The 23646-nt window shown below is 61.0% G+C and carries 18 protein-coding genes and 1 pseudogene; 16 read left to right on the plus strand and 3 right to left on the minus strand.

Going from position 1 to position 23646, the window contains the following annotated elements; all coding sequences use genetic code 11:
• Positions 1 to 54: 54 nt before the first annotated feature.
• Complete coding sequence (locus tag AEQ63_RS23115) at positions 55 to 1014, minus strand: glucokinase (RefSeq protein WP_042607265.1); 960 nt, start codon at positions 1012 to 1014, stop codon at positions 55 to 57.
• Positions 1011 to 2837, minus strand: coding sequence for a phosphogluconate dehydratase (gene edd / locus AEQ63_RS23120; RefSeq protein ID WP_016773527.1), 1827 nt, complete (start codon positions 2835 to 2837; stop codon positions 1011 to 1013). The genes AEQ63_RS23115 and edd overlap by 4 nt, the downstream gene beginning before the upstream one ends.
• Positions 2838 to 3057: 220 nt before the next feature.
• Between edd and gap the strand changes: the two genes are divergently transcribed.
• From gap to AEQ63_RS23160, 9 genes and pseudogenes are all read left to right on the plus strand, one after another.
• On the plus strand, positions 3058 to 4059 hold the full coding sequence (gap, locus tag AEQ63_RS23125) for a type I glyceraldehyde-3-phosphate dehydrogenase (protein ID WP_016773526.1): 1002 nt from the start codon (positions 3058 to 3060) through the stop codon (positions 4057 to 4059).
• 199 nt (positions 4060 to 4258) lie between these two features.
• Positions 4259 to 4786, plus strand: coding sequence for an RNA polymerase sigma factor (locus AEQ63_RS23130; protein WP_042607266.1), 528 nt, complete (start codon positions 4259 to 4261; stop codon positions 4784 to 4786).
• Positions 4787 to 4887: 101 nt separating this feature from the next.
• Entirely contained in the window at positions 4888 to 5853 is a 966-nt protein-coding gene (locus AEQ63_RS23135) for a FecR family protein (protein WP_064364981.1), read from the plus strand.
• 122 nt (positions 5854 to 5975) lie between these two features.
• Positions 5976 to 8561, plus strand: a complete 2586-nt coding sequence (locus AEQ63_RS23140) for a TonB-dependent receptor (protein WP_064364982.1) — start codon at positions 5976 to 5978, stop codon at positions 8559 to 8561.
• 103 nt (positions 8562 to 8664) lie between these two features.
• Positions 8665 to 9261, plus strand: coding sequence for a biliverdin-producing heme oxygenase (locus tag AEQ63_RS23145; protein ID WP_064364985.1), 597 nt, complete (start codon positions 8665 to 8667; stop codon positions 9259 to 9261).
• A 164-nt stretch (positions 9262 to 9425) separates the two neighbouring features.
• Positions 9426 to 9836: a YbaN family protein gene (locus AEQ63_RS23150; RefSeq protein WP_064364987.1), complete on the plus strand. Its 411-nt coding sequence runs from the start codon at positions 9426 to 9428 to the stop codon at positions 9834 to 9836.
• A 442-nt stretch (positions 9837 to 10278) separates the two neighbouring features.
• Positions 10279 to 11286 (plus strand): annotated as a pseudogene (locus tag AEQ63_RS29395) (PDC sensor domain-containing protein); the annotation flags it as partial.
• A 102-nt stretch (positions 11287 to 11388) separates the two neighbouring features.
• On the plus strand, positions 11389 to 12144 hold the full coding sequence (locus AEQ63_RS29400; RefSeq protein WP_376779074.1) for a methyl-accepting chemotaxis protein: 756 nt from the start codon (positions 11389 to 11391) through the stop codon (positions 12142 to 12144).
• Positions 12145 to 12332: 188 nt separating this feature from the next.
• Positions 12333 to 13682 (plus strand): CoA transferase, encoded by a 1350-nt coding sequence (locus tag AEQ63_RS23160; RefSeq protein WP_064364992.1) that lies wholly within the window; start codon positions 12333 to 12335, stop codon positions 13680 to 13682.
• Between the two features lie 195 nt (positions 13683 to 13877).
• Here AEQ63_RS23160 and arcD (AEQ63_RS23165) read toward each other — a convergent pair whose 3' ends face one another.
• Positions 13878 to 15305 (minus strand): arginine-ornithine antiporter, encoded by a 1428-nt coding sequence (gene arcD / locus AEQ63_RS23165; RefSeq protein ID WP_064364995.1) that lies wholly within the window; start codon positions 15303 to 15305, stop codon positions 13878 to 13880.
• 437 nt (positions 15306 to 15742) lie between these two features.
• On the opposite strand from arcD (AEQ63_RS23165), the gene arcD (AEQ63_RS23170) reads away from it, so the two are divergent.
• From arcD (AEQ63_RS23170) to gcvH, 7 genes are all read left to right on the plus strand, one after another.
• Positions 15743 to 17170 carry an arginine-ornithine antiporter gene (gene arcD, locus AEQ63_RS23170; protein ID WP_042607274.1) on the plus strand — a complete coding sequence of 476 codons (1428 nt, stop codon included), beginning with the start codon at positions 15743 to 15745 and terminating at the stop codon, positions 17168 to 17170.
• A gap of 35 nt (positions 17171 to 17205) precedes the next feature.
• Positions 17206 to 18462 carry an arginine deiminase gene (gene arcA / locus AEQ63_RS23175; RefSeq protein ID WP_064364996.1) on the plus strand — a complete coding sequence of 419 codons (1257 nt, stop codon included), beginning with the start codon at positions 17206 to 17208 and terminating at the stop codon, positions 18460 to 18462.
• Between the two features lie 69 nt (positions 18463 to 18531).
• Positions 18532 to 19542, plus strand: coding sequence for an ornithine carbamoyltransferase (locus tag AEQ63_RS23180; RefSeq protein WP_041479782.1), 1011 nt, complete (start codon positions 18532 to 18534; stop codon positions 19540 to 19542).
• Between the two features lie 151 nt (positions 19543 to 19693).
• The gene (gene arcC, locus AEQ63_RS23185) at positions 19694 to 20623 is read left to right on the plus strand and encodes a carbamate kinase (protein WP_016770621.1); all 930 of its coding nucleotides are present in this window, start codon (positions 19694 to 19696) and stop codon (positions 20621 to 20623) included.
• Positions 20624 to 20685: 62 nt separating this feature from the next.
• Positions 20686 to 21048 (plus strand): DUF5064 family protein, encoded by a 363-nt coding sequence (locus AEQ63_RS23190; RefSeq protein WP_042607276.1) that lies wholly within the window; start codon positions 20686 to 20688, stop codon positions 21046 to 21048.
• Between the two features lie 262 nt (positions 21049 to 21310).
• Positions 21311 to 22819, plus strand: a complete 1509-nt coding sequence (locus tag AEQ63_RS23195) for a sigma-54-dependent transcriptional regulator (protein ID WP_064364998.1) — start codon at positions 21311 to 21313, stop codon at positions 22817 to 22819.
• Between the two features lie 436 nt (positions 22820 to 23255).
• Entirely contained in the window at positions 23256 to 23639 is a 384-nt protein-coding gene (gene gcvH / locus AEQ63_RS23200; protein ID WP_042607278.1) for a glycine cleavage system protein GcvH, read from the plus strand.
• The last annotated feature ends 7 nt before the right edge of the window (positions 23640 to 23646 follow it).

Genomic DNA, 23646 nt, shown 5'->3' on the forward strand with positions numbered 1-23646 from the left:
GTTGACTGATGTACCGCTATCGCGAGCAGGCTCACTCCTACAGTTGACCGTATTTCAGGGTCGAGTTGCTTGATCCAGCGCTACGCCGGCGCCCACCAGGCCGGAGTACGGTGCCGTCACCAGCCACACCGGGATGCCTTTGAAGTAGTCGCTCATGCAGCCCTTGTCGGCGAAGCAGCGAGCGAAGCCGCTTTCGAGGAAGAAATCGGCGAAGCGTGGAATCACCCCACCGACGATAAACACGCCGCCGCGCGCGCCGGTGGTGAGCACGTTGTTACCAGCGACGCGACCGAGCCAGCAGCAGAACTGCTCGAGCACTTCCAGAGCAATCGGGTCACCGGCAAGGCCGGCGGCAGTGATGGCTTCCGGCGTCTCGAGCGTCGGCTCATGGCCATCCACCGCACAGATCGCCCGGTACAGCCGCGGCAGGCCGCCGCCGCTCAATGCGGTTTCCGCGCTGACATGGCCGATCTCGTTGTGGATGTGCTGCCACAATTGCGTTTCCCGCGGGCTGCTCAGTGGCAGGTCGACGTGGCCGCCCTCGCCCGGCAGCGCGGCAAAGCGACCTCCGCCGAGATCGAGCAGGGTGCCGACACCCAGGCCAGTGCCCGGGCCGATCACCACCGCCGGGCGCAACGGCTCCGGCGTGCCTTCGCAGACCACGCGGAATTCGCCCGGCTGCAAACGAGTCATGCCCAGTGCCATCGCCGAGAAGTCGTTGGTCAGCAACAATTGGTCGACCTGCAAGGTCTTGCAGAACGCGCTGCGACTCAGCCGCCAGTGATTGTTGGTGAACTTGAATTCGTCGCCGCTCACCGGTCCCGCCACCGACAGGCACACCGAACCGATTGAACCCGGCGCCAGGCCAAGCCCGCTCAGGTACAGGCCGATCGCCTCTTCCGGCGTGGCGAAGTCGGCCGTGGCCAGCACCTGAACCGATTGCAGTTGCTGGTTTTGCCACAACGCGAAACGCGCGTTGGTGCCTCCGATGTCACCGACCAAAGCCAGTTTCAATTAAGCGTCTCCAGGGCAGAAGTGAAGGCGCTGGCGCCCTGCTCCGCCGAGCTGAAGGCCATGCGCATGAAGCCAAACAGCTCGCGGCCGCTGCCAATGTTGTTGCCCAACAGGCCCTTGGCAGGTTCGCGCGCTGCAAATTCGGCGGCGTCGACCTTCAGTTCCAAGGTGCCTTTGACGCCATCGACGCGGATGATATCGCCCTCTTGCACCCGCGCCAAAGCACCACCGACATAAGCTTCGGGGCTGACGTGAATCGCCGCCGGGATTTTCCCCGACGCGCCGGACATGCGCCCATCGGTCACCAGCGCGACTTTGAAGCCGCGATCCTGCAGCACGCCGAGGAACGGCGTCATCTTGTGCAGCTCCGGCATGCCGTTGGAACGCGGGCCCTGGAAGCGCATCACCGCGACAAAATCCTTCTCCAGCAGACCGGCCTTGAACGCATCGGCCAGATCCTGCTGATCCTGGAAGACCATCGCCGGTGCTTCGACGATCTGGTTTTCCAGCGCGACGGCAGACACTTTCATCACGCCGCGACCGAGATTGCCTTCCATCACCCGCAGTCCGCCTTCTTGCGAGAACGCACGGGACACCGGACGGAGGATGTTTTCGTCGAGGCTGTCAGTCGGGCCTTCGCGCCAGACCAGCTCACCGTTATCGAGGAACGGTTCCTTGGTGTACTGGCTCAGGCCATGACCGAGCACGGTGTTGACGTCTTCGTGCAGCAGACCGGCGCCGAGCAGTTCGCGAATCAGGAACGACATGCCGCCGGCGGCCTGGAAGTGATTGATATCAGCTTTCCCGTTCGGGTAGACGTGGCTCAGGGTCGGCACGACTTCGGAGAGGTCGGCCATGTCTTGCCAGGTCAGTTGAATGCCCGCGGCCATGGCGATGGCCGGCATGTGCAGGGTGTGATTGGTCGATCCGCCAGTGGCGTGCAGGGCAACGATGGAGTTGACCAGCGCCTTCTCGTCGACGATTTCGCCGATCGGCATGAAGTTGCCGTTCTGCTTGGTCAGGCGCGTGACCTGATGCGCGGCTTCGCGGGTCAGCGCGTCGCGCAGCGGTGTGTTCGGGTTGACGAAAGACGCGCCCGGCAAGTGCAGGCCCATGACTTCCATCAGCAACTGATTGGTGTTGGCGGTGCCGTAAAACGTGCAGGTGCCCGGGCTGTGGTAGGACTTCATCTCCGATTCCAGCAGCTCTTCACGGGTGGCCTTGCCTTCGGCGTACTTCTGGCGGACGTCGGCTTTTTCCTTGTTGGAAATCCCCGAAACCATCGGCCCGCCCGGGACAAAGATCGTTGGCAAATGACCGAAGCGCAGCGAGCCCATCATCAGGCCCGGAACAATCTTGTCGCAGATGCCGAGCATCAGCGCGCCATCAAACATGTTGTGCGACAGCGCCACGGCGGTCGACATGGCGATCACTTCGCGACTTGGCAGGCTCAGTTCCATGCCCGGCTCGCCCTGGGTCACGCCGTCACACATCGCCGGAGTGCCGCCGGCGAACTGGCCGACCGAGCCGATCTCGCGCAGGGCGTTCTTGATCTGTTGTGGGAAAACTTCGTATGGCTGATGCGCCGAAAGCATGTCGTTATACGAAGACACAATGGCGATATTTGCCGAGTTCATCATCCGCAGGCTGTGCTTGTCTTCCGTGCCGCACCCGGCCACGCCGTGGGCGAAGTTGGCGCATTGCAGCTTGCCGCGCATCGGGCCGTCGGTGGCGGCGCCGCGAATCAGTGCAAGGTAAGCCTGACGCGTGGCGCGGCTGCGGGCGATAAGCCGTTCGGTGACCTCAAGAACGCGGGGATGCATGTGTAGAACTCCAGGCTAACGGATGTGGCGACCTGATTGTCTATGCTGGTCAAACGCCGTTGTTGTTGGAATGACAGACGGCTTTTTTGACCATTCGGACCAGTTGATTCAGGTCACTCGTTGTAGATAAAACAAAATATTGCCACTAAAAAGGCTTGTTTTCTATTTTTATGCGAATAATCTTGTAATTCCAACAACAAAACGACGGCGGCGCTGTTCCATGACTCTTCGAATCGCAATCAATGGTTTTGGCCGCATCGGCCGTAATGTCCTGCGCGCACTGTATACCCAAGGCTATCGTCAAGACCTGCAGATCGTCGCGATCAACGATCTGGGTGACAGTTCGATCAATGCCCATCTGCTCAAATATGACACCGTCCACGGCACGTTCGACGCCGAAGTGGCCCACGATAACGAAAGCCTGACGGTCAATGGCGACCGCATCGCGGTCAGCGCCATTCGCAACCCGGCCGACCTGCCATGGGCCGCGGAAAAGATCGACGTGGTCTTCGAATGCACCGGTCTGTTCACCGACCGTGCCAAAGCCGCCGCGCACATCAGCGCCGGCGCCCGCAAAGTGATCATCTCGGCCCCGGCCAAAGGCGCCGATGCCACCGTCGTTTACGGCGTCAACCACGACATTCTGCGCCAGTCGCACCAGATCATCTCCAACGCTTCGTGCACCACCAACTGCCTCGCGCCAGTGGCGCAGGTGCTGCATCGCGAGCTGGGCATCGAGAGCGGTCTGATGACCACCATCCACGCCTACACCAACGACCAGAACCTCACCGACGTCTATCACAGCGACCCGTACCGCGCCCGTTCCGCCACGCAGAACATGATCCCGAGCAAGACCGGCGCAGCCGAAGCGGTAGGCCTGGTGCTGCCGGAACTGGCGGGCAAATTGACCGGCATGGCTGTGCGCGTACCGGTGATCAACGTGTCGCTGGTCGACCTCACCGTGCAACTGAAGAAAGAAGCCAGTGCCGACGAAGTCAACGCCCTGCTGAAAGCGGCCAGCCAGCACTCGAAGATTCTCGGCTACAACACCTTGCCGCTGGTTTCCAGCGACTTCAACCACAACCCGCTGTCGTCGATCTTCGACGCCAACCACACCAAAGTCAGCGGCAAGTTGCTCAAGGTGCTGGCCTGGTACGACAACGAATGGGGCTTCTCCAACCGCATGCTGGATAACTGCCTGGCGTTGTGTAACGCGGAATAATTGCGGGTATCCCCAAACCTGTGGGAGCGAGCCTGCTCGCGAAAGCTTTCTGTCAGTCGATATGGAATTGACTGACACGACGCCTTCGCGAGCAGGCTCGCTCCCACAGGGATATGCATTGCAATCGATGAAATCAGCACTTGACCATTCAGCCAGATGATAAGCATTATCATTCGCTCGAAATGGATCAGGTCCTCCCGTGAGTCAATCGCGCTTCAACCACGTCTTCCTCGCCCAGCGCACTTCCCTGCTGCGCACGCTGGAACGGATGGTCAACAATCACAGCACTGCTGAGGACCTGTTGCAGGAGACTTACCTGCGCGTGACCCGCGCGTTGAGCGAGCGGGCCATCGATCACCTTGAACCCTTTGTCTTCCAGACCGCGCGTAACCTGGCACTGGACCATTTGCGTGCGCGCAAGATCCATGCGCGAACCATGGTCGATGACGTGCCGCAGGACGTGGTGCAGAGCATCGCCGCACCGGCCAGCAGCGCCGAAGACGCCGCCCATGCCGAACAACTGCTGGAGCGTTTGAACGTGAGCCTCAGTCAACTCAGCCCGCGCCAGCAGCAGATCTTCATCCTCAGCCGCCTGCACGGGCACAGCTATCAGGAAATCGCCGATGAACTGAAGGTGTCGCTGAGCACTGTGCAGAAGGAGCTGAAACTGATCATGTCGATTTGCATCGGCGTTGCCGAACGACATGACAGCAGCGGCAAGCTTTGAGCAGCAAGCTGCAAGTAAAAGCAAAAAGCAGTAACGCATCCGGCTTGCAGCTTGCAGCTTGAAGCTGGAAACTGCTTCGCCAGAAGCCTTGAGGAACCACCGTGACGGACACCCACCGCCCGCCTTCGCCCGATTCGGCGCGGGACGCTGCAGCAGCAATGGACCAGGCGCTGGACTGGCTCATCGTGCTCGGCAGCCCGGACGAGGAACAGACCCGGCAATTTCATGCCTGGCTGGCGGCGGATCCGTTGAATGCCGAAGTTTTCGCCAAGGCCCAGGCGATCTGGGATGGCCCGCAGGTGGTGCTGTGCGCCCAGGCCCTGGCAGCGAAACCGGCGAAAGTCACTGTCCTGCAACGTCTGCGTCCGCACTGGAAACCGCTGGCCAGCGCTGCGGTGTTGATCCTCGGTCTGTTCAGTTTCAGCAACCTGCCGATGCGCCTGCAGGCCGATCACCTGACCGTGGTCGGCGAGCGCCAGCGCCTGCAATTGGAGGACGGCTCGAAAGTGCTGCTGAACACCAATTCGGCATTCTCCAGCACCATTAATGACCAGCAACGCGTGGCCCGGCTGTTTCAGGGCGAGGCGTTTTTCGAGATCGCCAGCGGGCGCAATCAGCCGCTGGAAATCGATGCGGGGCCGGTAACGGCCAGTGTGCACGACACCGCATTCGCCGTTCGCTACCTCGACGGGGTCGCGCAGGTGAATGTGCAGCGTGGCGATGTCGATCTACGCGCCACCCACAACGATGCCCGCGTGCGCTTGCGTGCCGGGGAAAGCATTCGGATCGGTCCCAACGGATTTGATCGTCCGGCCAAGCTCGACGCCAATGCAGATCTGGCGTGGATTGAAGGCCGTCTGGTGTTCGAGAACTGTCCGCTCAATCAGGTGCTGGCCGAGCTGCGCCGCTACTACCCGGGCTGGATCATCAACAACAACGAACAACTGGCCGACGTCGCCGTCACCGGCAATTACCGTCTCGACCAGCCGCTCGACGTGGTGCGCTCCCTCGCCCACATCACCTCGGCGCGCCTGCAGGAATTCCCCGCGCTGGTGATCTTGAACTGAATGAGAATTATTTTTACTCGATAGCCAACGGCAGTACGTCTCGTTATAGCCAATGCAATTGATTCGCATCTAACCATGCCGATCAGCACCTATAAAGATTCGTGCGACACGGAGCGCTATCGATGTCCTCACGCCTTACCCGCCAGACTTCCTCCCCTTCCCGCGTACTGTCGCTGCTGACTGCGGCGATTCTCATGGCCGGCACCGCGCCGCTGCTCGCAGCCACCGAGCAACCAGCGCGCAACATGGGCGACTACGCGTTCGCCATCGGCCAGCAACCGCTGGTTTCAGCGCTGAATGCCTTTACCGCCGTGACCGGTTGGCAGGTCGGCTTGCCGGCAGAGCTGGGTCAGAACGTTTCGTCGCCCGGCGTGCGCGGTTCGCTCCCACCAGAGAAAGCCCTCGAGCGCCTGTTGGTGGGGACCAACCTGAGCTTCCGCAAGCTGAGCAGCAACAACGTCGTGCTGGAAAAACGCGGCAGCATCGGAACGCTGAATCTCGATCAGGTGACGATCAGCGCGACGCGTCAGGAACAGTCGGTCAACAGCGTGCCTTCGACAGTCAGCGTGCAGGATCGCCAAGAGCTCGACCGCAACAACGTCAACACCATCAAGGATCTGGTGCGCTACGAGCCGGGCGTTTCCGTTGGCGGTGCCGGTCAGCGTGGCGGCATCAGCGGCTATAACATTCGTGGTATCGACGGCGACCGCATCCTGACCCAGGTCGACGGCGTGGAAATCCCCAACGGGTTCTTCAACGGTCCGTACGCCAAGAGCCAGCGCAATTACGTCGACCCGGAAATCGTCAAGCGCGTGGAGATCCTCCGCGGCCCGGCCTCGGTGCTGTACGGCAGCAACGCCATCGGCGGCGCGGTCAGCTATTACACGCTGGACGCCGACGACATCATCAAACCGGGCAAGGATGTCGGCGCGCGTTTGAAAAGCGGCTACAGCTCCGCCGACGACAGCTGGCTGAAATCCGCCACCGTCGCCGGGCGCAGCGGTGAGTTCGACGGTCTGCTGCATTACAGTCAGCGCGACGGTCACGAAACCGAATCCTTCGGCAGCCACAACGGCACTGGCCTTGCGCGCACTGCGGCGAACCCGGAAGACGTCCGTGCGACCAACGTGCTGGCCAAGCTCGGCTGGAACTACAACGACGATTCCCGCCTGGGCCTGACCTACGAAAAGTACAAGGACGACCGCGACACCGATCAGAAAAGTGCCTACGGCGGCCCGTACTTCAACGGCGCCCCGACCATCCCCGACAGCGTACTGCCTGGCGGCATGTACCAGTGGCGCACTGGCAACGACACCATCACCCGCGAGCGTTTCGGCATCGAACATTCATTCGCCCTCGACAGCCTGCTGGCAGATAACGTGAAGTGGAGCCTCAATCACCAGATCGCCAAGACCGACCAGAGCACTGAAGAGGATTACTTCCCGATGACCCGCAGGGTGCTGCGTACCCGCGACACGATCTACCAGGAAAAACAGTGGGTGTTCGACGCGCAACTGGACAAGGCTTTCGCCATCGGTGATACCGATCATCTGCTGACTTACGGCACCACGATCAAGCAGCAGAAAGTCACCGGCTCGCGCAGCGGCGACGGCACATGCCTGACAGTCGGTCGCGGCTGCACGGCGATTGGCGCGACCAGCGCGGCGGACGTGCTGGCCAAGGCCAGTGATTTCCCCGATCCGACCATCAACACCTACAGCCTGTTTGCCCAGGATCAGATCAGCTGGAACGACTGGACCTTCCTGCCGGGTCTGCGCTACGACTACACCCAGCTCAAGCCGCACATCACTGAGGAGTTCCTCAACACCGTAAACGCCGACGGCCAGGGCACGGTCAGCGACAAGAACAAGACCTGGCACAAAGTCTCGCCGAAATTCGGCCTGACCTATGCGCTGACGGAACACTACACCTGGTACGGCCAGTACGCCGAAGGCTTCCGCACGCCGACGGCGAAAGCGCTGTACGGGCGTTTCGAGAACAACACCAGCGGCTACACCGTCGCGCCCAACTCCGACCTTGAGCCGGAAAAGAGCAAAGGCTTCGAAACCGGCCTGCGCGGGAATTTCGAGCAGGGTTCGTTCGACGTCGCGGTGTTCTATAACAAGTACCGCGACTTCATCAACGAAGACGCAGTCAAGCCGGGCGACGATCAGTTGACCTTCCAGAGCAACAACATCAAGCGCGCCACCATCAAGGGCGCGGAAGTCAAAGGTCGTTTGAACCTGGATGCATTCGGTGCGCCGCAGGGCCTGTATACCCAGGGCTCGATCGCTTACGCCTACGGCCGCAACAACGACAACGGCGAACCGATCAACAGCGTCAACCCACTCACCGGCGTCTTCGGCCTCGGTTACGACCAGGATCATTACGGCGGCCTGCTGAGCTGGACCGTGGTGAAGAAAAAGGACCGTGTCGACGACAGCAACTTCAAATCGCCGGACGGCGTCAGCAGTCAGTTCAAGACCCCGGGCTTCGGCATTCTCGATCTGGCCGGCTATTACAAGGTTAGCGACGACGTCACCGTCAGCGGCGGCATCTACAACCTCACCGACAAAAAATACTGGCTGTGGGACGACGTGCGCGGTTACGACAGCGTCGGCGAAGCCTCGGTGACGCAACCGGCCAACCTCGATCGCCTGACCCAACCGGGACGCAACTTCGCGATCAATCTGATCTGGGACATCTGATCGGCCCGGCCTCACTGCGCTTAACGGCGCAGTGAGTTTTTTTACTGTCCGGCGCCCGCCCGTACGTCTTGTTATCAAGCGCCTCATTTATCAAGGACACCCCATGACTGCCTCGGAAAAAGCCCTGCGTTCGCAACGCCTGAACCAGATCACCCATGAGCCGCACAGTAAACTCGACGCGCTGGTCAAAGCCCACGCGCCGTTCGAAAGTCGCGCCAGCTTCGCCCGTTTCGTCGTCGCGCAATACCTGTTCCAGGCGGAACTGGTCGAGCTGTACAACGACGCTGAACTGACTGCGATCGTCCCTGACCTGCCGGCCCGTTGCCGCGCCGAAGCGGCCAAGGCTGACCTCGCCGACCTCGATACCGACGTCCCGGCCCCAGTGGCTGGCGCGTTGAAAAACCCGAGCAAGGCGCGGGCGCTGGGCTGGATCTTCGTGTCGGAGGGTTCCAAACTCGGCGCGGCGTTCCTGATCAAGCGCGCCGTGGCGCTCGATCTGAGCGAAACCTTCGGCGCCCGGCATTTGGCTGAACCGCAAGGTGGGCGCGCCGAGGGCTGGAAAAGCTTTGTGCGCACCCTCGACGCGTTGCCGTTCACGGCAGAGGAAGAGGCCGAAGTGGAGCAAGGCGCGCTGGACGCGTTCAACCGCTTCACCGTGCTGCTGGAACGGGTTTATGCGACAGAAGCCGAACCTGCCTGACACACCGCCATTTCCCTCTGTAGGAGTGAGCCTGCTCGCGATAGCGTCCTTTCATTCAACATCGATGTCGACTGATACATTGCTATCGCGAGCAGGCTCACTCCTACAGGGGGCTGCGTAAGTCTGTAAGATCTCCGTTCCGCTCCAGAAGCCACCTCGAGCCCATGCCCGCACCCGCCTCTTCGAAACTCGCCCGTCTGCTGTTCGCCCTGCTGGCCTATGTCAGTCTCGGCATTGGCCTGATCGCCATCGTCGTGCCCGGTCTGCCGACCACCGAGTTCATCCTCCTTGCCGCGTGGGCCGCGACCCGCAGTTCGCCACGCCTGAGTGCCTGGCTGGAAAACCATCGTCTGTTCGGACCGATCCTCAGTAACTGGCGCAACGGCAAGATCATCGCGCGCAAGGCCAAGGTCAGTGCCACCGTGAGCATGCTGCTATGCGCAACATTGATGCTGGTGCTGCTCGATCACGGCTGGCCGATCTATCTGGCAATGGTCGGCATGGGCCTGGGCAATCTGTGGATCTGGTCGCGCCCGGAAACGCCCGCTGCTGTCGCGAAGCATCCCTGTAATTAAAGATTTTTCAGCACTTCCCCCTGCGCAAACGTTTAGCGGCGACCGTCCGTCGGCGAGCGCCTCATGCCGTCTCGCTCGACGCCGATGAGCATTGCATGGCGCTGAATGGATTTGGCAAACCGGGCCTCAGGCCCAGCCACCTGTTTCTTTCCATTCGCGAGATCGCCCCATGTTCGACGCTCTGTCCATTCGCCTGAAAATCGTCCTGCTCTCCGGCCTGTGCCTGCTCGGAGTGGTGGCGCTGATTGTCAGCATGAACATCTACCAGACCAACCAGAACGACGAACTGGTCAGTCAATCCAGCAACCAGTTGCTCACTGCCAGCGTGCAGAACCTGCTGCAGGCCAAGGCCGCCGAACAGGCAGTGCGGGTGCAGAAAACCTTTGGTGAAAGCCTGCTGGTGGTCACCGCCCTCGCCGATCAGATCAAGGATCTGCGGACGATGGCGGCCAAGCGTTCACTCGAACCAGGCGCGGTTCGTGAAGAGTTGAACCAGAGCCTGAAAACCGCGTTCGAGCGCAACGATAAAGTCCTCGGTATCTGGCTGGCCTTCGAACCCAACGGCCTCGACGGCAAGGACAGCGAGTTCGCCAACGACGCCGCGCGGCAATCCAACGAGGCCGGGCGCTTCGCCTCCTACTGGAGCCGTGCCGCCGGCGCCGCGCTGAATACGATCATGGTCGAAGATGACCTGACCAAGACCACCCTCAGCGTCAGCGGCACGCCGTACAACAGTTGGTACACCTGCCCTCGCGACAACAAGCGCACCTGCCTGCTCGACCCGTATGCCGACACCGTCGGTGGCAAGGAAATGCTCATGACGACCATTTCCGTGCCAGTGATGGTCGACGGCAAAGCGATCGGCGTGGTCGGTGTCGACATCGCCCTCGACGCGCTGCAAGCCGCCGCCGTCGACTCGCAACGCAGCCTGTTCAACAACGCCGGGCATATGCTGATCGTTTCCGGCAGCGGCGTGCTGGCGGCCGACAGTGCTGACGCGACGCGGGTCGGCAAAAAGATCAGTGACACCCTCGGCGCGGACGGCAAGGATGTTCTGCAACTGGTCGGCAGCGGCACGGCGAAAATTCTTGAACAGGGCGAGCTGATTCGCGCGGTTTACCCGGTTGATCCGATCGGCAATTCGCGCGCGTGGGGCGTGGTCATCGACCTGCCCAAACAAGTGCTGCTGGCTGACTCGGTGAAGCTGCAAGCGGTGCTGGATGATGCACAGGAAACCGGCGTGATCACTGCTCTGCTGGTCGCCGTGGTGGCCGGTCTGGTCGGCCTGCTGCTGATCTGGCTCACCGCCTCCGGGGTCACCCGTCCGATCAACAGCGTCGCCGAAATGCTGAAGAACATTGCCAGTGGCGAAGGCGATCTGACCCAGCGTCTGGACTACAGTAAAAAGGATGAACTGGGCGAGCTGGTGAACTGGTTCAACCGCTTTCTCGACAAGCTGCAGCCGACCATCGCGCAGATCAAACAGAGCATCACCGAAGCCCGTGGCACGGCTGACCAGTCTTCGGAAATTGCCCGGCAGACCAGCGAAGGCATGCAGGTGCAGTTCCGCGAAATCGATCAGGTCGCCACCGCGTCCAACGAAATGAGCGCCACCGCCCACGATGTCGCCAACAGTGCCTCGAACGCCGCCAATGCGGCCAAAGGTGCCGACCAGTCGGCCAAGGACGGCATGGCGATCATCGAACGCAGCACCCGCGACATCAATCAACTGGCCGATGAAGTCAGCAAAGCGGTGACCGAAGTCGAAGCGCTGGCGGTCAACAGCGAGCAGATCGGCTCGGTGCTGGAAGTGATCCGCAGCATCGCCGAACAGACCAACCTGCTGGCCCTCAACGCTGCTATCGAAGCCGCCCGCGCAGGCGAAAGCGGTCGCGGCTTTGCCGTGGTCGCTGACGAGGTGCGCAACCTGGCCAAGCGAACGCAGGATTCGGTGGAAGAAATCCGCGTGGTCATCGAGCGCATCCAGACCGGCACCCGTGGCGTGGTCGCGACCATGCACTCGAGCCAGACCCAGGCGCACAACAACGCCGGGCAGATTCGTCAGGCGGTCGATGCACTGGGCAAGATCAGCGACGCGGTGACGGTGATCAGCGACATGAACCTGCAGATCGCCAGTGCTGCCGAAGAGCAGAGCGCAGTGGCCGAAGAGGTCAACCGCAACGTCTCGGCGATTCGCACCGTCACCGAAACCCTGACCGAACAGGCTACGGAATCAGCGGCGATCAGCAGCCAGCTCAACAGCCTGGCGAGCCAGCAGATGAAATTGATGGATCAGTTCCGCGTGTAACAATCCAGCATAAATCCCTGTGGGAGCGAGCCTGCTCGCGAAGAGGTCGTCATATCCAACATCAGTGTTGACTGACACGACGCCTTCGCGAGCAGGCTCGCCCCCACAGGGAACGGGTTCACATCCTGGTTTCATCCAAACCGCGATTTTTTTGCACTATCATCCCCCTCTCGCTCAGGAGGGCTTCGATGACTGATCTGCTTACGTCCATCCAGACCGCACTCGACCTGCCGCGCACGCCAATCCCCTTCAACGGTGACGACGCGCTGCCCTCGGCGTTCGCGGTCACCGAGCTGGCCTGCGCCAGCATTGCCGTTGCCGGGCAAGCGGTCAGCGAATTGCTTCACCAGCAGACCGGTGACATGCCCGCCGTTGCGGTCGATCGACGTCTGGCCTCGTTCTGGTTCTCCACCTCGCTGCGCCCGATCGGCTGGCAAGTGCCGCCGCTGTGGGATCCGGTCGCCGGCGACTATGCCACCCGGGACGGCTGGATCCGCCTGCACACCAACGCCCCGCATCACCGCGCCGCCGCTGAACGGGTGCTTGGCGCCTGCGCCGACCGTGCAGCAATGGCGGCGAAAGTTGCGCAATGGGCAAGTACGGATCTGGAACAAGCGGTGGTCGACGCCCAGGGTTGCGCCGCTGAAATGCGCAGTTGGGCGCAGTGGCAGCAGCACCCGCAAGGGCTGGCAGTGAATGCTGAGCCGTTGGTGCATTTCATTGCGCAGACAGACGAGCACCGCGCCGAATGGCAAGGTTCGATCGCGCGACCACTGGCCGGGATCAAGGTGCTCGATCTGACCCGCGTGCTCGCCGGCCCCACCGCCAGCCGCTTGCTCGCCGGATTGGGCGCCAATGTGCTGCGCATCGATCCGCCGAGCTGGAACGAACCCGGCGTGGTTCCGGAAATGACCGTCGGCAAACATTGCGCGCGGCTGGACCTGCAGACTCCAGCGGATCGCGCAGTGTTCGAAGGTTTGTTGCAAGACGCCGACATCCTGCTGCACGGCTATCGTGCCGACGCTCTGGAACACCTTGGCTTTGGTGTTGAGCGCCGTCGACAACTGGCGCCCGGTCTGATCGATGTCTGCCTCAACGCCTACGGCTGGAGCGGCCCGTGGCAGAACCGCAGGGGCTTCGACAGCCTGGTGCAGATGAGCAGCGGCATCGCCGAGGCCGGACAGCGCTGGAAGCACAGCGATAAACCGACGCCGTTGCCAGTGCAGGCGCTGGATCATGCGACCGGGTATCTGATGGCGGCGAGTGCGATCAGGCTGCTGACTGAACGCCTGGCCAAAGGTCGCGGGGGTTCGGCGCGGCTGTCGCTGGCGCGCACGGCGAAGCTGTTGGTCGAGCATGGCCAGGGATCGGATGAAGCATTGCGTGGCGAAGATGTGCAGGATCAGGATTCGGCGCTTGAGCACACAGCGTGGGGCCCGGCGCGGAGGTTGCGCGTGCCGGTGCAGATCAGCGGGGTGGCAGTGCGGTGGGATTTGCCGGCGATGGAGTTGGGCTCGCATTCTGCGCAGTGGCTCTAGAAGAAGCCCCTCACCCCAGCCCTCTCCCGGAGGGAGAGAGGGCCGACCGAGGTGTCTTGCGCTATACGTCGACCTGAAAAACCAGTCGATTATGGATTCGGTAAAGGTCTTTCACGTCGGCGTAATTCGCCAATATCCCCCGGTCCGCCCCCTCTACCTCCGGGAGAGGGCTGGGGTGAGGGGCTGCTTTTCAGATCACAACGCCAACACCCCGCTATACAACCCATACGCCGCCAGCCCCGCACCGATCACCACACAAGCAAAAATCCCCTTCTCCACCGTGGTAAAAACCGGTTGGCCCTGTTCATGCTTGGCCTTGGCAAACAGAATCACCCCGGGGGCATACAACAGCGCCGACAGCAGCAGATACTTCACCCCGCCGGCGTACAACAGCCACACCGCGTAAACCAGTGCGATGCCGCCAATCAGCAGATCCTTGGTGCGTTCGGCCGAGGCGTGTTCGTAGGTTTCACCGCGCCCGCTGAGCAGCACCGCGTAGGCCGCCGACCACAGATACGGCACCAGAATCATCGACGAGGCCAGATAGATCAGACTGGTGTAAGTACCCGCCGAGAACAGCGTAATCAGCAGGAAAATCTGGATCATCGCGTTAGTCAGCCACAGCGCGTTGACCGGCACGTGATTGTTGTTTTCCTTCTTGAGGAACGCCGGCATGGTTTTGTCCTTGGCCGTGGCGAAGAGGATTTCTGCGCACAGCAGAGCCCACGACAGCAACGCGCCCAACAGGGAAATCGCCAGCCCGACGCTGATCAGCAACGCGCCCCACGGCCCGACGATGTGTTCGAGCACCGCCGCCAGTGAAGGATTCTGCAGATTGGCCAGTTCCGGCTGGCTCATGATCCCCAGCGACAGCACATTGACCAGCACCAGCAGCGCCAGCACGCCGATGAAACCGATCACCGTGGCGCGACCGACATCGCTGCGTTTTTCCGCCCGCGCCGAATACACACTGGCGCCTTCGATGCCGATGAACACGAACACGGTGACCAGCATCATGTTGCGCACCTGATCCATCACTCCGCCGAAGTTCGGATTGCTGCGGCCCCAGATGTCGCGGGTAAAGATGTCCGCCTTGAACGCCACGGCAGCGATGACTATGAACATGATCAGCGGTACGACCTTGGCCACGGTGGTCAACTGGTTGATCAGTGCCGCCTCCTTGATTCCGCGCATCACCAGAAAATGCACCGCCCACAGCAGCACCGAGGCGCAGCCGATGGCGATCGGCGTGTTGCCCTGGCCGAACACCGGAAAGAAGTAGCCGAGGGTGCTGAACAGCAAGACGAAATAACCGACGTTGCCCAGCCAGGCACTGATCCAGTAACCCCAGGCCGACGAAAAGCCCATGTAGTCGCCGAACCCGGCCTTGGCATAGGCATAGACGCCCGAGTCCAGCTCCGGTTTGCGATTGGCCAGGGTCTGAAAGACGAACGCCAGGGTCAGCATGCCGATCGCGGTGATGCCCCAGCCGATCAGGATCGCCCCGGCATCGGCGCGCGCCGCCATGTTCTGCGGCAACGAGAAAATCCCCCCGCCGATCATCGAGCCCACCACCAGAGCGATCAACGCACCAAGGCGCAGCTTTTGCGTCGGTTGCGACATGCAGATCTCCTTGAACAAGCCGCTGTTATTTATTTGTAACAACAGCTGACTAAAAGCCTAAGAGTAGATGACGTTTATCAGGTAATGCATAGGCGAACACATTTATATATAGCGGATGACGATAACGCGTAGCACGTTAAGTCAGTTTTGTGCGCTGATCCTGATAATTCGATTCTGTACTGAAAACAGATGACGGACATTTGCCAAACCCGCAAAAGCAACTAGCGTCATAGTTCGAAAGCATTAATAGCTATTCCCAATTGCATTAGCGAAAAGGCTCTGTCGCGGGCCTTTCAGAGCACAGCGTTATGCCCGCAACGGGTGGATAAGTCATTCATTAACAATGGAATGTGGCCATGCACTGATCCAAGTCAGCTATTCGAACAGACAACGGTACTAGGCTGTGAGCTCTCCTTTCCTGCAATGGAGTCATGCAAATGTCTGAAGCGCCCGGAAAACTAAGACTCGGTGCACTGGTTGCACTGGTAGTCGGTTCAATGATCGGTGGCGGGATATTTTCGTTGCCACAAAACATGGCCGCCAGCGCCGACGTCGGTGCCGTGCTGATCGGCTGGGCCATCACCGCCGTCGGCATGCTCACCCTCGCTTTCGTCTTTCAGACCCTCGCCAATCGCAAGCCTGACCTGGACGGTGGGGTCTACGCCTACGCCAAGGCCGGATTCGGCGACTACATGGGTTTCTCGTCTGCCTGGGGCTACTGGATCAGCGCCTGGCTGGGCAACGTCGGTTATTTCGTCTTGCTGTTCAGCACCCTCGGCTACTTCTTTCCGATCTTCGGCGAAGGCAACACGCCGGCGGCGGTGATCGGCGCGTCCTTGCTGCTGTGGGGCGTGCACTTCCTGGTGCTGCGCGGGATCAAGGAAGCGGCGTTCATCAACCTGGTGACCACGGTCGCCAAGGTCGTGCCGCTGCTGCTGTTCGTGCTGATCGCCATCTTCGCGTTCAAACTGGACATCTTCACCGCCGACATCTGGGGCGTAAAAAATCCGGATCTGGGCAGCGTGATGAACCAGGTGCGCAACATGATGCTGGTCACCGTCTGGGTGTTCATCGGCATCGAAGGAGCGAGCATCTTCTCCGCCCGCGCCGAGAAACGTTCGGATGTCGGCAAGGCCACCGTGATCGGTTTCATCACCGTGCTGCTGTTTCTAGTGCTGGTGAACGTGCTGTCACTGGGCATCATGACCCAGCCGGAACTGGCGAAACTGCAGAACCCGTCGATGGCCGCCGTGCTTGAACACGTGGTCGGGCACTGGGGCGCGGTGCTGATCAGCGTCGGTCTGATCATTTCGCTGCTGGGGGCGCTGCTGTCATGGGTGCTGCTGTGTGCGGAGATCATGTTCGCCGCCGCCAAAGACCACACCATGCCGGAGTTCCTGCGCAAGGAAAACGCCAACCACGTGCCGGTCAACGCGCTGTGGCTGACCAATGCCATGGTGCAGATTTTCCTCATCATCACGCTGTTCTCGGCCAGCACGTACCTGTCGCTGATCTACCTCGCCACCTCGATGATTCTGGTGCCCTACCTGTGGTCGGCGGCCTATGCCCTGCTGCTGGCGGTGCGCGGCGAGAGCTACGAAGGGTTTGCCGCCGAGCGGCGCAAGGATCTGATCATCGGCGGTATCGCCCTGATCTATGCGGTGTGGTTGTTGTACGCCGGCGGGGTCAAGTACCTGCTGCTGTCGGCCCTGCTTTATGCGCCCGGCGCAATCCTGTTCGCCAAGGCCAAGCTGGAACTCAGACAACCGGTTTTCACCAACGTCGAGAAGCTGATTTTCGCCGCAGTGGTCGTGGGCGCCGTGGTGGCGGCCTACGGTCTCTACGATGGCTTCCTGACGCTGTAACCCCTGATTGATCTGTCATCTGGAGGAACACAGAAATGACCACGGAAAAAGTGAAGTACGGCGTCCACTCCGAAGCCGGGAAACTGCGTAAAGTCATGGTTTGCTCCCCAGGTCTGGCCCATCAGCGGCTGACCCCGAACAACTGCGATGAACTGCTGTTCGACGACGTGCTGTGGGTGGCACAGGCCAAGCGCGACCACTTCGACTTCGTCACCAAGATGCGCGAACGCGGCATCGACGTGCTGGAAATGCACAACCTGCTGACCGACATCGTCGCCATCCCCGAGGCGCTGGACTGGATTCTTGAGCGCAAGGTCACCGCCGACTCGGTGGGCCTGGGCCTGATCAGTGAGGTGAAATCCTGGCTGAAAAGCCTTGAGCCACGGCACATCGCCGAATTCCTGATTGGCGGCGTCTCGGCCGATGATCTGCCGGACAGCTTCGGTGGCAAGACCATCCAGATGTTCCGCGACTTCCTCGGCCACTCCAGCTTCATCCTGCCGCCGCTGCCGAACACCCAGTTCACCCGCGACACCACCTGCTGGATCTACGGCGGCGTGACGCTGAACCCGATGTACTGGCCGGCGCGCCGTCAGGAAACCCTGCTGACCACCGCCATCTACAAATTCCATCCGCAATTCACCAATGCCGAATTCGAGATCTGGTACGGCGACCCGGACAAGGATCACGGCAACTCCACCCTCGAGGGCGGCGACGTCATGCCGATCGGCAACGGCGTGGTGCTGATCGGCATGGGCGAGCGTTCATCGCGTCAGGCCATCGGCCAACTGGCGCTGAACCTGTTCAACAACAAGGCGGTGGAAAAAGTCATCGTCGCCGGCCTGCCGAAATCCCGCGCGGCGATGCACCTGGACACGGTGTTCAGCTTCTGCGACCGCGACCTGGTGACGATTTTCCCGGAAGTGGTCAACCAGATCGTCGCCTTCACCCTGCGCCCTGACGAAAGCAAACAGGGCGGCATCGACATTCGCCGCGAAGAAGGCAGCTTCCTCGACACCGTCGCCGCTGCGCTCAACCTGCCGAAACTGCGCGTGGTGGAAACCGGCGGCAACAGCTTCGCCGCCGAACGCGAGCAATGGGACGACGGCAACAACGTGGTGGCGATGGAGCCCGGCGTGGTCATCGGCTACGACCGCAACACCTACACCAATACCCTACTGCGCAAGGCTGGCGTTGAGGTCATCACCATCAGCGCCGGCGAACTCGGTCGCGGCCGTGGCGGCGGCCACTGCATGACCTGCCCGATCATCCGCGACCCGATCGACTACTAAACGACCGTCCCCCCGGCCGCACTTATCCCGTAGCGGCCGGGCCGATTACCGAATCCAAGGAGAATCATCATGGCGTTTAACATCCACAACCGTAACCTGCTCAGCCTGGAACACCACACCCCACGTGAGCTGCGTTACCTGCTCGACCTGTCCCGCGATCTCAAACGCGCGAAATACACCGGCACCGAGCAGCAACACCTGAAGGGCAACAACATCGCCCTGATCTTCGAGAAAACCTCGACCCGCACCCGTTGCGCCTTCGAAGTGGCGGCCTATGACCAGGGCGCCAACGTCACCTACATCGACCCGAACTCCTCGCAGATCGGCCACAAGGAAAGCATGAAGGACACCGCCCGCGTGCTCGGGCGCATGTACGACGCCATCGAGTACCGTGGCTTCAAACAGGAAATCGTCGAGGAACTGGCCAAGTTCGCCGGCGTGCCGGTGTTCAACGGCCTGACCGATGAATATCACCCGACCCAGATGATCGCCGACGTGCTGACCATGCGTGAGCACGCCGACAAGCCGATCCACGAAATCAGCTACGCCTACCTCGGCGATGCGCGCAACAACATGGGCAACTCGCTGCTGCTGATCGGCGCCAAACTCGGCATGGACGTGCGCATCTGCGCGCCAAAAGCCCTGTGGCCACTGGACGATCTGGTAGCGCGCTGCAAAAAATACGGTGAGGAAAGTGGCGCACGCATCACCCTCACCGAAGATCCGAAGGAAGCGGTCAAAGGCGTCGACTTCATTCACACCGATGTCTGGGTATCGATGGGCGAACCGGTGGAAGCCTGGGCCGAGCGCATCCAGCAGCTGCTGCCGTATCAGGTCAACGCCGAGCTGATGAAAGCCACCGGCAACCCGCGCACCAAGTTCATGCACTGCCTGCCAGCGTTCCACAACAGTGACACCAAGGTCGGCAAACAGATCGCCGAACAATATCCGCATCTGAAAAACGGCATCGAAGTGACCGACGACGTGTTCGAGTCGCCGGCCTGCATCGCCTTCGAGCAAGCGGAAAACCGCATGCACACGATCAAGGCGATCCTGGTCTCGACCCTGGCTGATCTCTAAGAGCGGCACCGCTCCATGTAGGAGTGAGCCTGCTCGCGATAGCGGTCTGACATTCAACATTAATGTCGACTGATGCTCCGTCATCGCGAGCAGGCTCACTCCTACAATTGATCGAGTCGTTTGCCACTCCTCTGCTTAGAAGGATTGCACCATGCGTATCGTCGTAGCCCTGGGCGGTAACGCCCTGCTCCGCCGTGGTGAGCCGATGACCGCTGACAATCAGCGCGCCAACATCCGCATCGCCACCGAGCAAATCGCCAAGATCCATCCCGGCAACCAACTGGTCATCGCCCACGGCAATGGCCCGCAAGTCGGCCTGCTGTCGCTGCAAGCGGCGGCCTATACGTCTGTCACTCCGTACCCGCTGGACGTGCTCGGCGCCGAAACCGAGGGCATGATCGGCTACATCATCGAACAGGAACTGGGCAATCTGCTCGACTTCGAAGTGCCGTTCGCCACCCTGCTCACCCAGGTCGAAGTCGACGCCAACGACCCGGCCTTCAAGAACCCGACCAAGCCGATCGGCCCGGTGTACGAAAAAGCCGAAGCGGAAAAACTCGCCGCCGAAAAAGGCTGGGCAATTGCTGCCGATGGCGACAAATTCCGCCGTGTCGTCGCCAGTCCACGGCCGAAACGCATCTTCGAAATCCGCCCGATCAAGTGGCTGCTGGACAAGGGCAGCATTGTGATCTGCGCCGGTGGCGGCGGCATTCCGACCATGTACGACGAACAGCGCAATCTCAAAGGCATCGAGGCGGTAATCGACAAGGACCTGTGCTCGTCGCTGCTCGCCGAGCAACTGGAAGCCGACCTGCTGGTGATCGCCACCGACGTCAACGCGGCGTTCATCGACTACGGCAAACCCACCCAGAAAGCCATCGCCGAAGCCCACCCGGACGAACTCGAACGCCTCGGTTTCGCCGCCGGTTCCATGGGGCCGAAGGTGCAGGCAGCTTGCGAGTTCGCACGCCATACTGGCAAGGTCGCGGTGATCGGTTCGCTGGCCGATATCGAAGCCATCGTCCAGGGCACCGCCGGTACGCGGGTCAGCACGGCGAAGCCGGGGATCAGCTACCGATAACAATAAACGCCGGAGCAGGCACAAGACCTGCTCCGCTCCCATGCCTTGAAAGGAGTAGCTCAATGGCCCAATTCGAACCCGGTCATCTGCATATCGAGCGGCACGCGTTGACCGACGATGACGTCAATTACAACGTGCATCTGGACTATGAAGTGTTCACCGATCCGCAGAAAGGCAAAGGGATTCAGTTCACCCTGCATGGCAGCATGCAGGGCAAGGACATGAAGGAAACGTTTTTCCTGCCCAAGGAGGAGGCCTACAACTTCGCCCGTGACGTGACCCGGATCGCCGAGAAGTACGGAATCCCCAAGACCCACAGCCAGATCGGCTCGGTGCACAAGCATTACGACCTGATGTTCGAAGACATTCGGCAGAAGTTGAATATGCAGTCAGGGGATCCGGTCAATCTCGAGCATTTCGAATAAAAATCTAAAGCCCCTCACCCTAGCCCTCTCCCGGGGGGAGAGGGGACCGATTGGGGGATGCTGCAGCATTGCGTCGACCTGATCCTGCATCACTGAATCTATAATCGCCCGGTACTTTCAGGTCGATGCATAACCCCAGACACCTCGGTCGGCTCCCTCTCCCTCCGGGAGAGGGCTGGGGTGAGGGTGCTTTTGCTTTCACCTCTCTTCAAGCCCAAGGCATACTTGCGCCCTCCGCTCTGCAGATCACTGAACCGCCCCCATGCGTATCCACGTCAGCTTCATCGACCGCGTCGGCATCACCCAGGAAGTCCTGGCTATCCTCGGTGGGCGCAATCTCAATCTGGATGCGGTGGAGATGATCCCGCCGAACGTCTACATCGACGCGCCGACCCTGAGCCCGCAAGTGCTCGAAGAGCTGAAAGATGCGCTGTTTCGGGTGCTCGGCGTGGTAGCGGTAACCGTGGTCGATATCCTGCCCGGCCAGCGTCGGCATTTGCAGCTCGACGCCCTGCTCGCGGCGATGACAGATCCGGTGTTGGCCCTCGACAGCGCCGGCAAGGTGCTGCTGGCCAACCCGGCGTTGATCGCGTTGTACGGTCGCGAGCCCGCTGGCGAAAGCGTCTCGGCGCTGTTCAATGATCCCGGCCTGCTCGGCACCCTGCTGGAAAACGGCTTCCGCCTGCCGCTGCGCGAGATCACCGTCAACGGCCAGACGCTGTTGCTGGATGCCACGCCGATCACCGACGCCGGCGCCCTGCTGACCCTCTATCAGCCGAACCGCATCGGCGAACAGCTCTCGGCGCTGCACCACGACCACGCCGAAGGCTTCGACGCGCTGCTCGGCGAATCCCCGGCGATCCGCACCCTCAAGGCCCGCGCGCAAAGGGTCGCGGCGCTTGACGCACCTTTATTGATTCAAGGCGAAACCGGTACCGGCAAAGAACTGGTTGCCCGCGCCTGTCACGCGATCAGCACTCGCCATAGTGCTCCTTTTCTGGCGTTGAACTGCGCAGCGTTGCCGGAAAACCTCGCCGAGAGCGAGCTGTTCGGCTACGCCCCCGGTGCTTTCACCGGCGCCGCGCGTGGCGGTAAACCGGGGCTGATGGAACTGGCCAATCAGGGCACGGTGTTTCTCGATGAGATCGGCGAGATGTCACCGTACTTGCAGGCCAAGCTGCTGCGCTTCCTGAACGACGGCAGTTTCCGCCGTGTCGGTGGTGATCGTGAAGTGAAGGTCAACGTGCGCATCCTCAGCGCGACCCACCGCGATCTGGAAAAAATGGTCAGCGAAGGCCTGTTCCGCGAAGACCTGTTCTATCGCCTCAACGTGCTCAACGTCGAAGTGCCGCCGCTGCGTGAACGCGGCCAGGACATTCTGCTGTTGGCGCGGTATTTCATGCAGCAAGCCTGTGCGCAGATCCAGCGCCCGGTCTGCCGCCTGGCGCCGGGGACTTATCCGGCGCTGCTCGGCAATCGCTGGCCGGGCAACGTGCGGCAACTGCAGAACGTGATTTTCCGCGCGGCAGCGATTTGCGAGAGCAGCCTGGTCGATATCGGCGACCTCGACATTGCCGGCACCTCAGTGGCGCGCCAGGCCGACACCGACGTCGACAGTCTTGAACAAGCCGTCGAGTCTTTCGAGAGAGAGCTGCTGGAAAAGCTCTACGTCAGCTACCCCTCGACCCGGCAACTGGCGAGCCGCTTGCAAACTTCGCATACCGCCATCGCCCATCGATTGCGCAAGTACGGCATTCCCAATAAACCCTGACTCATTGCCGCTCCCCCTTGTAGGAGTGAGCCTGCTCGCGATAGCGGTTTATCAGTCAATTAATTTGTCGTCTGCCACACCGCTATCGCGAGCAGGCTCACTCCTACAATGATTTATGGCGGATTTGAAATCTGTTCAAAAGCGACCTTCACCTGTACCGAAAGCGCTACAGCGGAACGATATCGCTACACCCGCCTATGACCTGCGCTGCGCAACGCTTTGATCCCGTTCAGCTTTTCTCCTCGCCCCAAGCTGTAGCGATTTCGCTACAACAGCGACATCCAGAAAAATATGACAAACAGACAACCCATTGATTTAACTAGATAAATTAACCTTGGCCGCATTCTTGCTACCTGCCTCCTCATCTATAAAGGGCTTCCCCGCCCCAAGCTTTCCACCGCGTCCACCAGACGAGTCTGGCCCCTGAGGAGTTTCCATGAGCGAGTTGCGTTTTACAGAAGATCACGAATGGCTGCGCACCGAAGCCGACGGCAGCGTTACTGTCGGCATCACCGCATTCGCGCAGAACGCCCTGGGCGACGTGGTGTTCGTGCAACTGCCTGAGCTGCAGGCTTACGAAAAAGGCGCTGAAGCCGCCACCGTGGAATCGGTGAAAGCCGCCAGCGGCGTGTACATGCCGCTCGATGGCGAAGTACTGGCCGTCAACCCGGCGCTGGAAAACGCTCCTGAGCTGGTCAACGAAGATCCGCTGGGCGAAGGCTGGTTCTTCCGCTTCCAGCCAAGCGACGCCGCCGCTGTCGGCCAACTGCTCGATCAAGACGCTTACGACCGTCTGATCAAAGCCCAAGCCGAAGCCTGAGGAATTA

Source organism: Pseudomonas sp. RIT-PI-o (assembly GCF_001297215.1).
GTDB lineage: Bacteria > Pseudomonadota > Gammaproteobacteria > Pseudomonadales > Pseudomonadaceae > Aquipseudomonas > Aquipseudomonas moraviensis_A.

Bases quoted from the DNA above. Each gene is read 5' to 3' on its own strand.
- edd (WP_016773527.1), bottom strand. From the start codon at position 2,837: ATGCATCCCCGCGTTCTTGAGGTCACCGAACGGCTTATCGCCCGCAGC.
- gap (WP_016773526.1), top strand. From the start codon at position 3,058: ATGACTCTTCGAATCGCAATCAATGGTTTTGGCCGCATCGGCCGTAAT.
- AEQ63_RS23140 (WP_064364982.1), top strand. From the start codon at position 5,976: ATGTCCTCACGCCTTACCCGCCAGACTTCCTCCCCTTCCCGCGTACTG.
- AEQ63_RS23145 (WP_064364985.1), top strand. From the start codon at position 8,665: ATGACTGCCTCGGAAAAAGCCCTGCGTTCGCAACGCCTGAACCAGATC.
- AEQ63_RS23150 (WP_064364987.1), top strand. From the start codon at position 9,426: ATGCCCGCACCCGCCTCTTCGAAACTCGCCCGTCTGCTGTTCGCCCTG.
- AEQ63_RS29400 (WP_376779074.1), top strand. From the start codon at position 11,389: ATGCAGGTGCAGTTCCGCGAAATCGATCAGGTCGCCACCGCGTCCAAC.
- AEQ63_RS23160 (WP_064364992.1), top strand. From the start codon at position 12,333: ATGACTGATCTGCTTACGTCCATCCAGACCGCACTCGACCTGCCGCGC.
- arcD (WP_064364995.1), bottom strand. From the start codon at position 15,305: ATGTCGCAACCGACGCAAAAGCTGCGCCTTGGTGCGTTGATCGCTCTG.
- arcD (WP_042607274.1), top strand. From the start codon at position 15,743: ATGTCTGAAGCGCCCGGAAAACTAAGACTCGGTGCACTGGTTGCACTG.
- arcA (WP_064364996.1), top strand. From the start codon at position 17,206: ATGACCACGGAAAAAGTGAAGTACGGCGTCCACTCCGAAGCCGGGAAA.
- AEQ63_RS23180 (WP_041479782.1), top strand. From the start codon at position 18,532: ATGGCGTTTAACATCCACAACCGTAACCTGCTCAGCCTGGAACACCAC.
- arcC (WP_016770621.1), top strand. From the start codon at position 19,694: ATGCGTATCGTCGTAGCCCTGGGCGGTAACGCCCTGCTCCGCCGTGGT.
- AEQ63_RS23190 (WP_042607276.1), top strand. From the start codon at position 20,686: ATGGCCCAATTCGAACCCGGTCATCTGCATATCGAGCGGCACGCGTTG.
- AEQ63_RS23195 (WP_064364998.1), top strand. From the start codon at position 21,311: ATGCGTATCCACGTCAGCTTCATCGACCGCGTCGGCATCACCCAGGAA.
- gcvH (WP_042607278.1), top strand. From the start codon at position 23,256: ATGAGCGAGTTGCGTTTTACAGAAGATCACGAATGGCTGCGCACCGAA.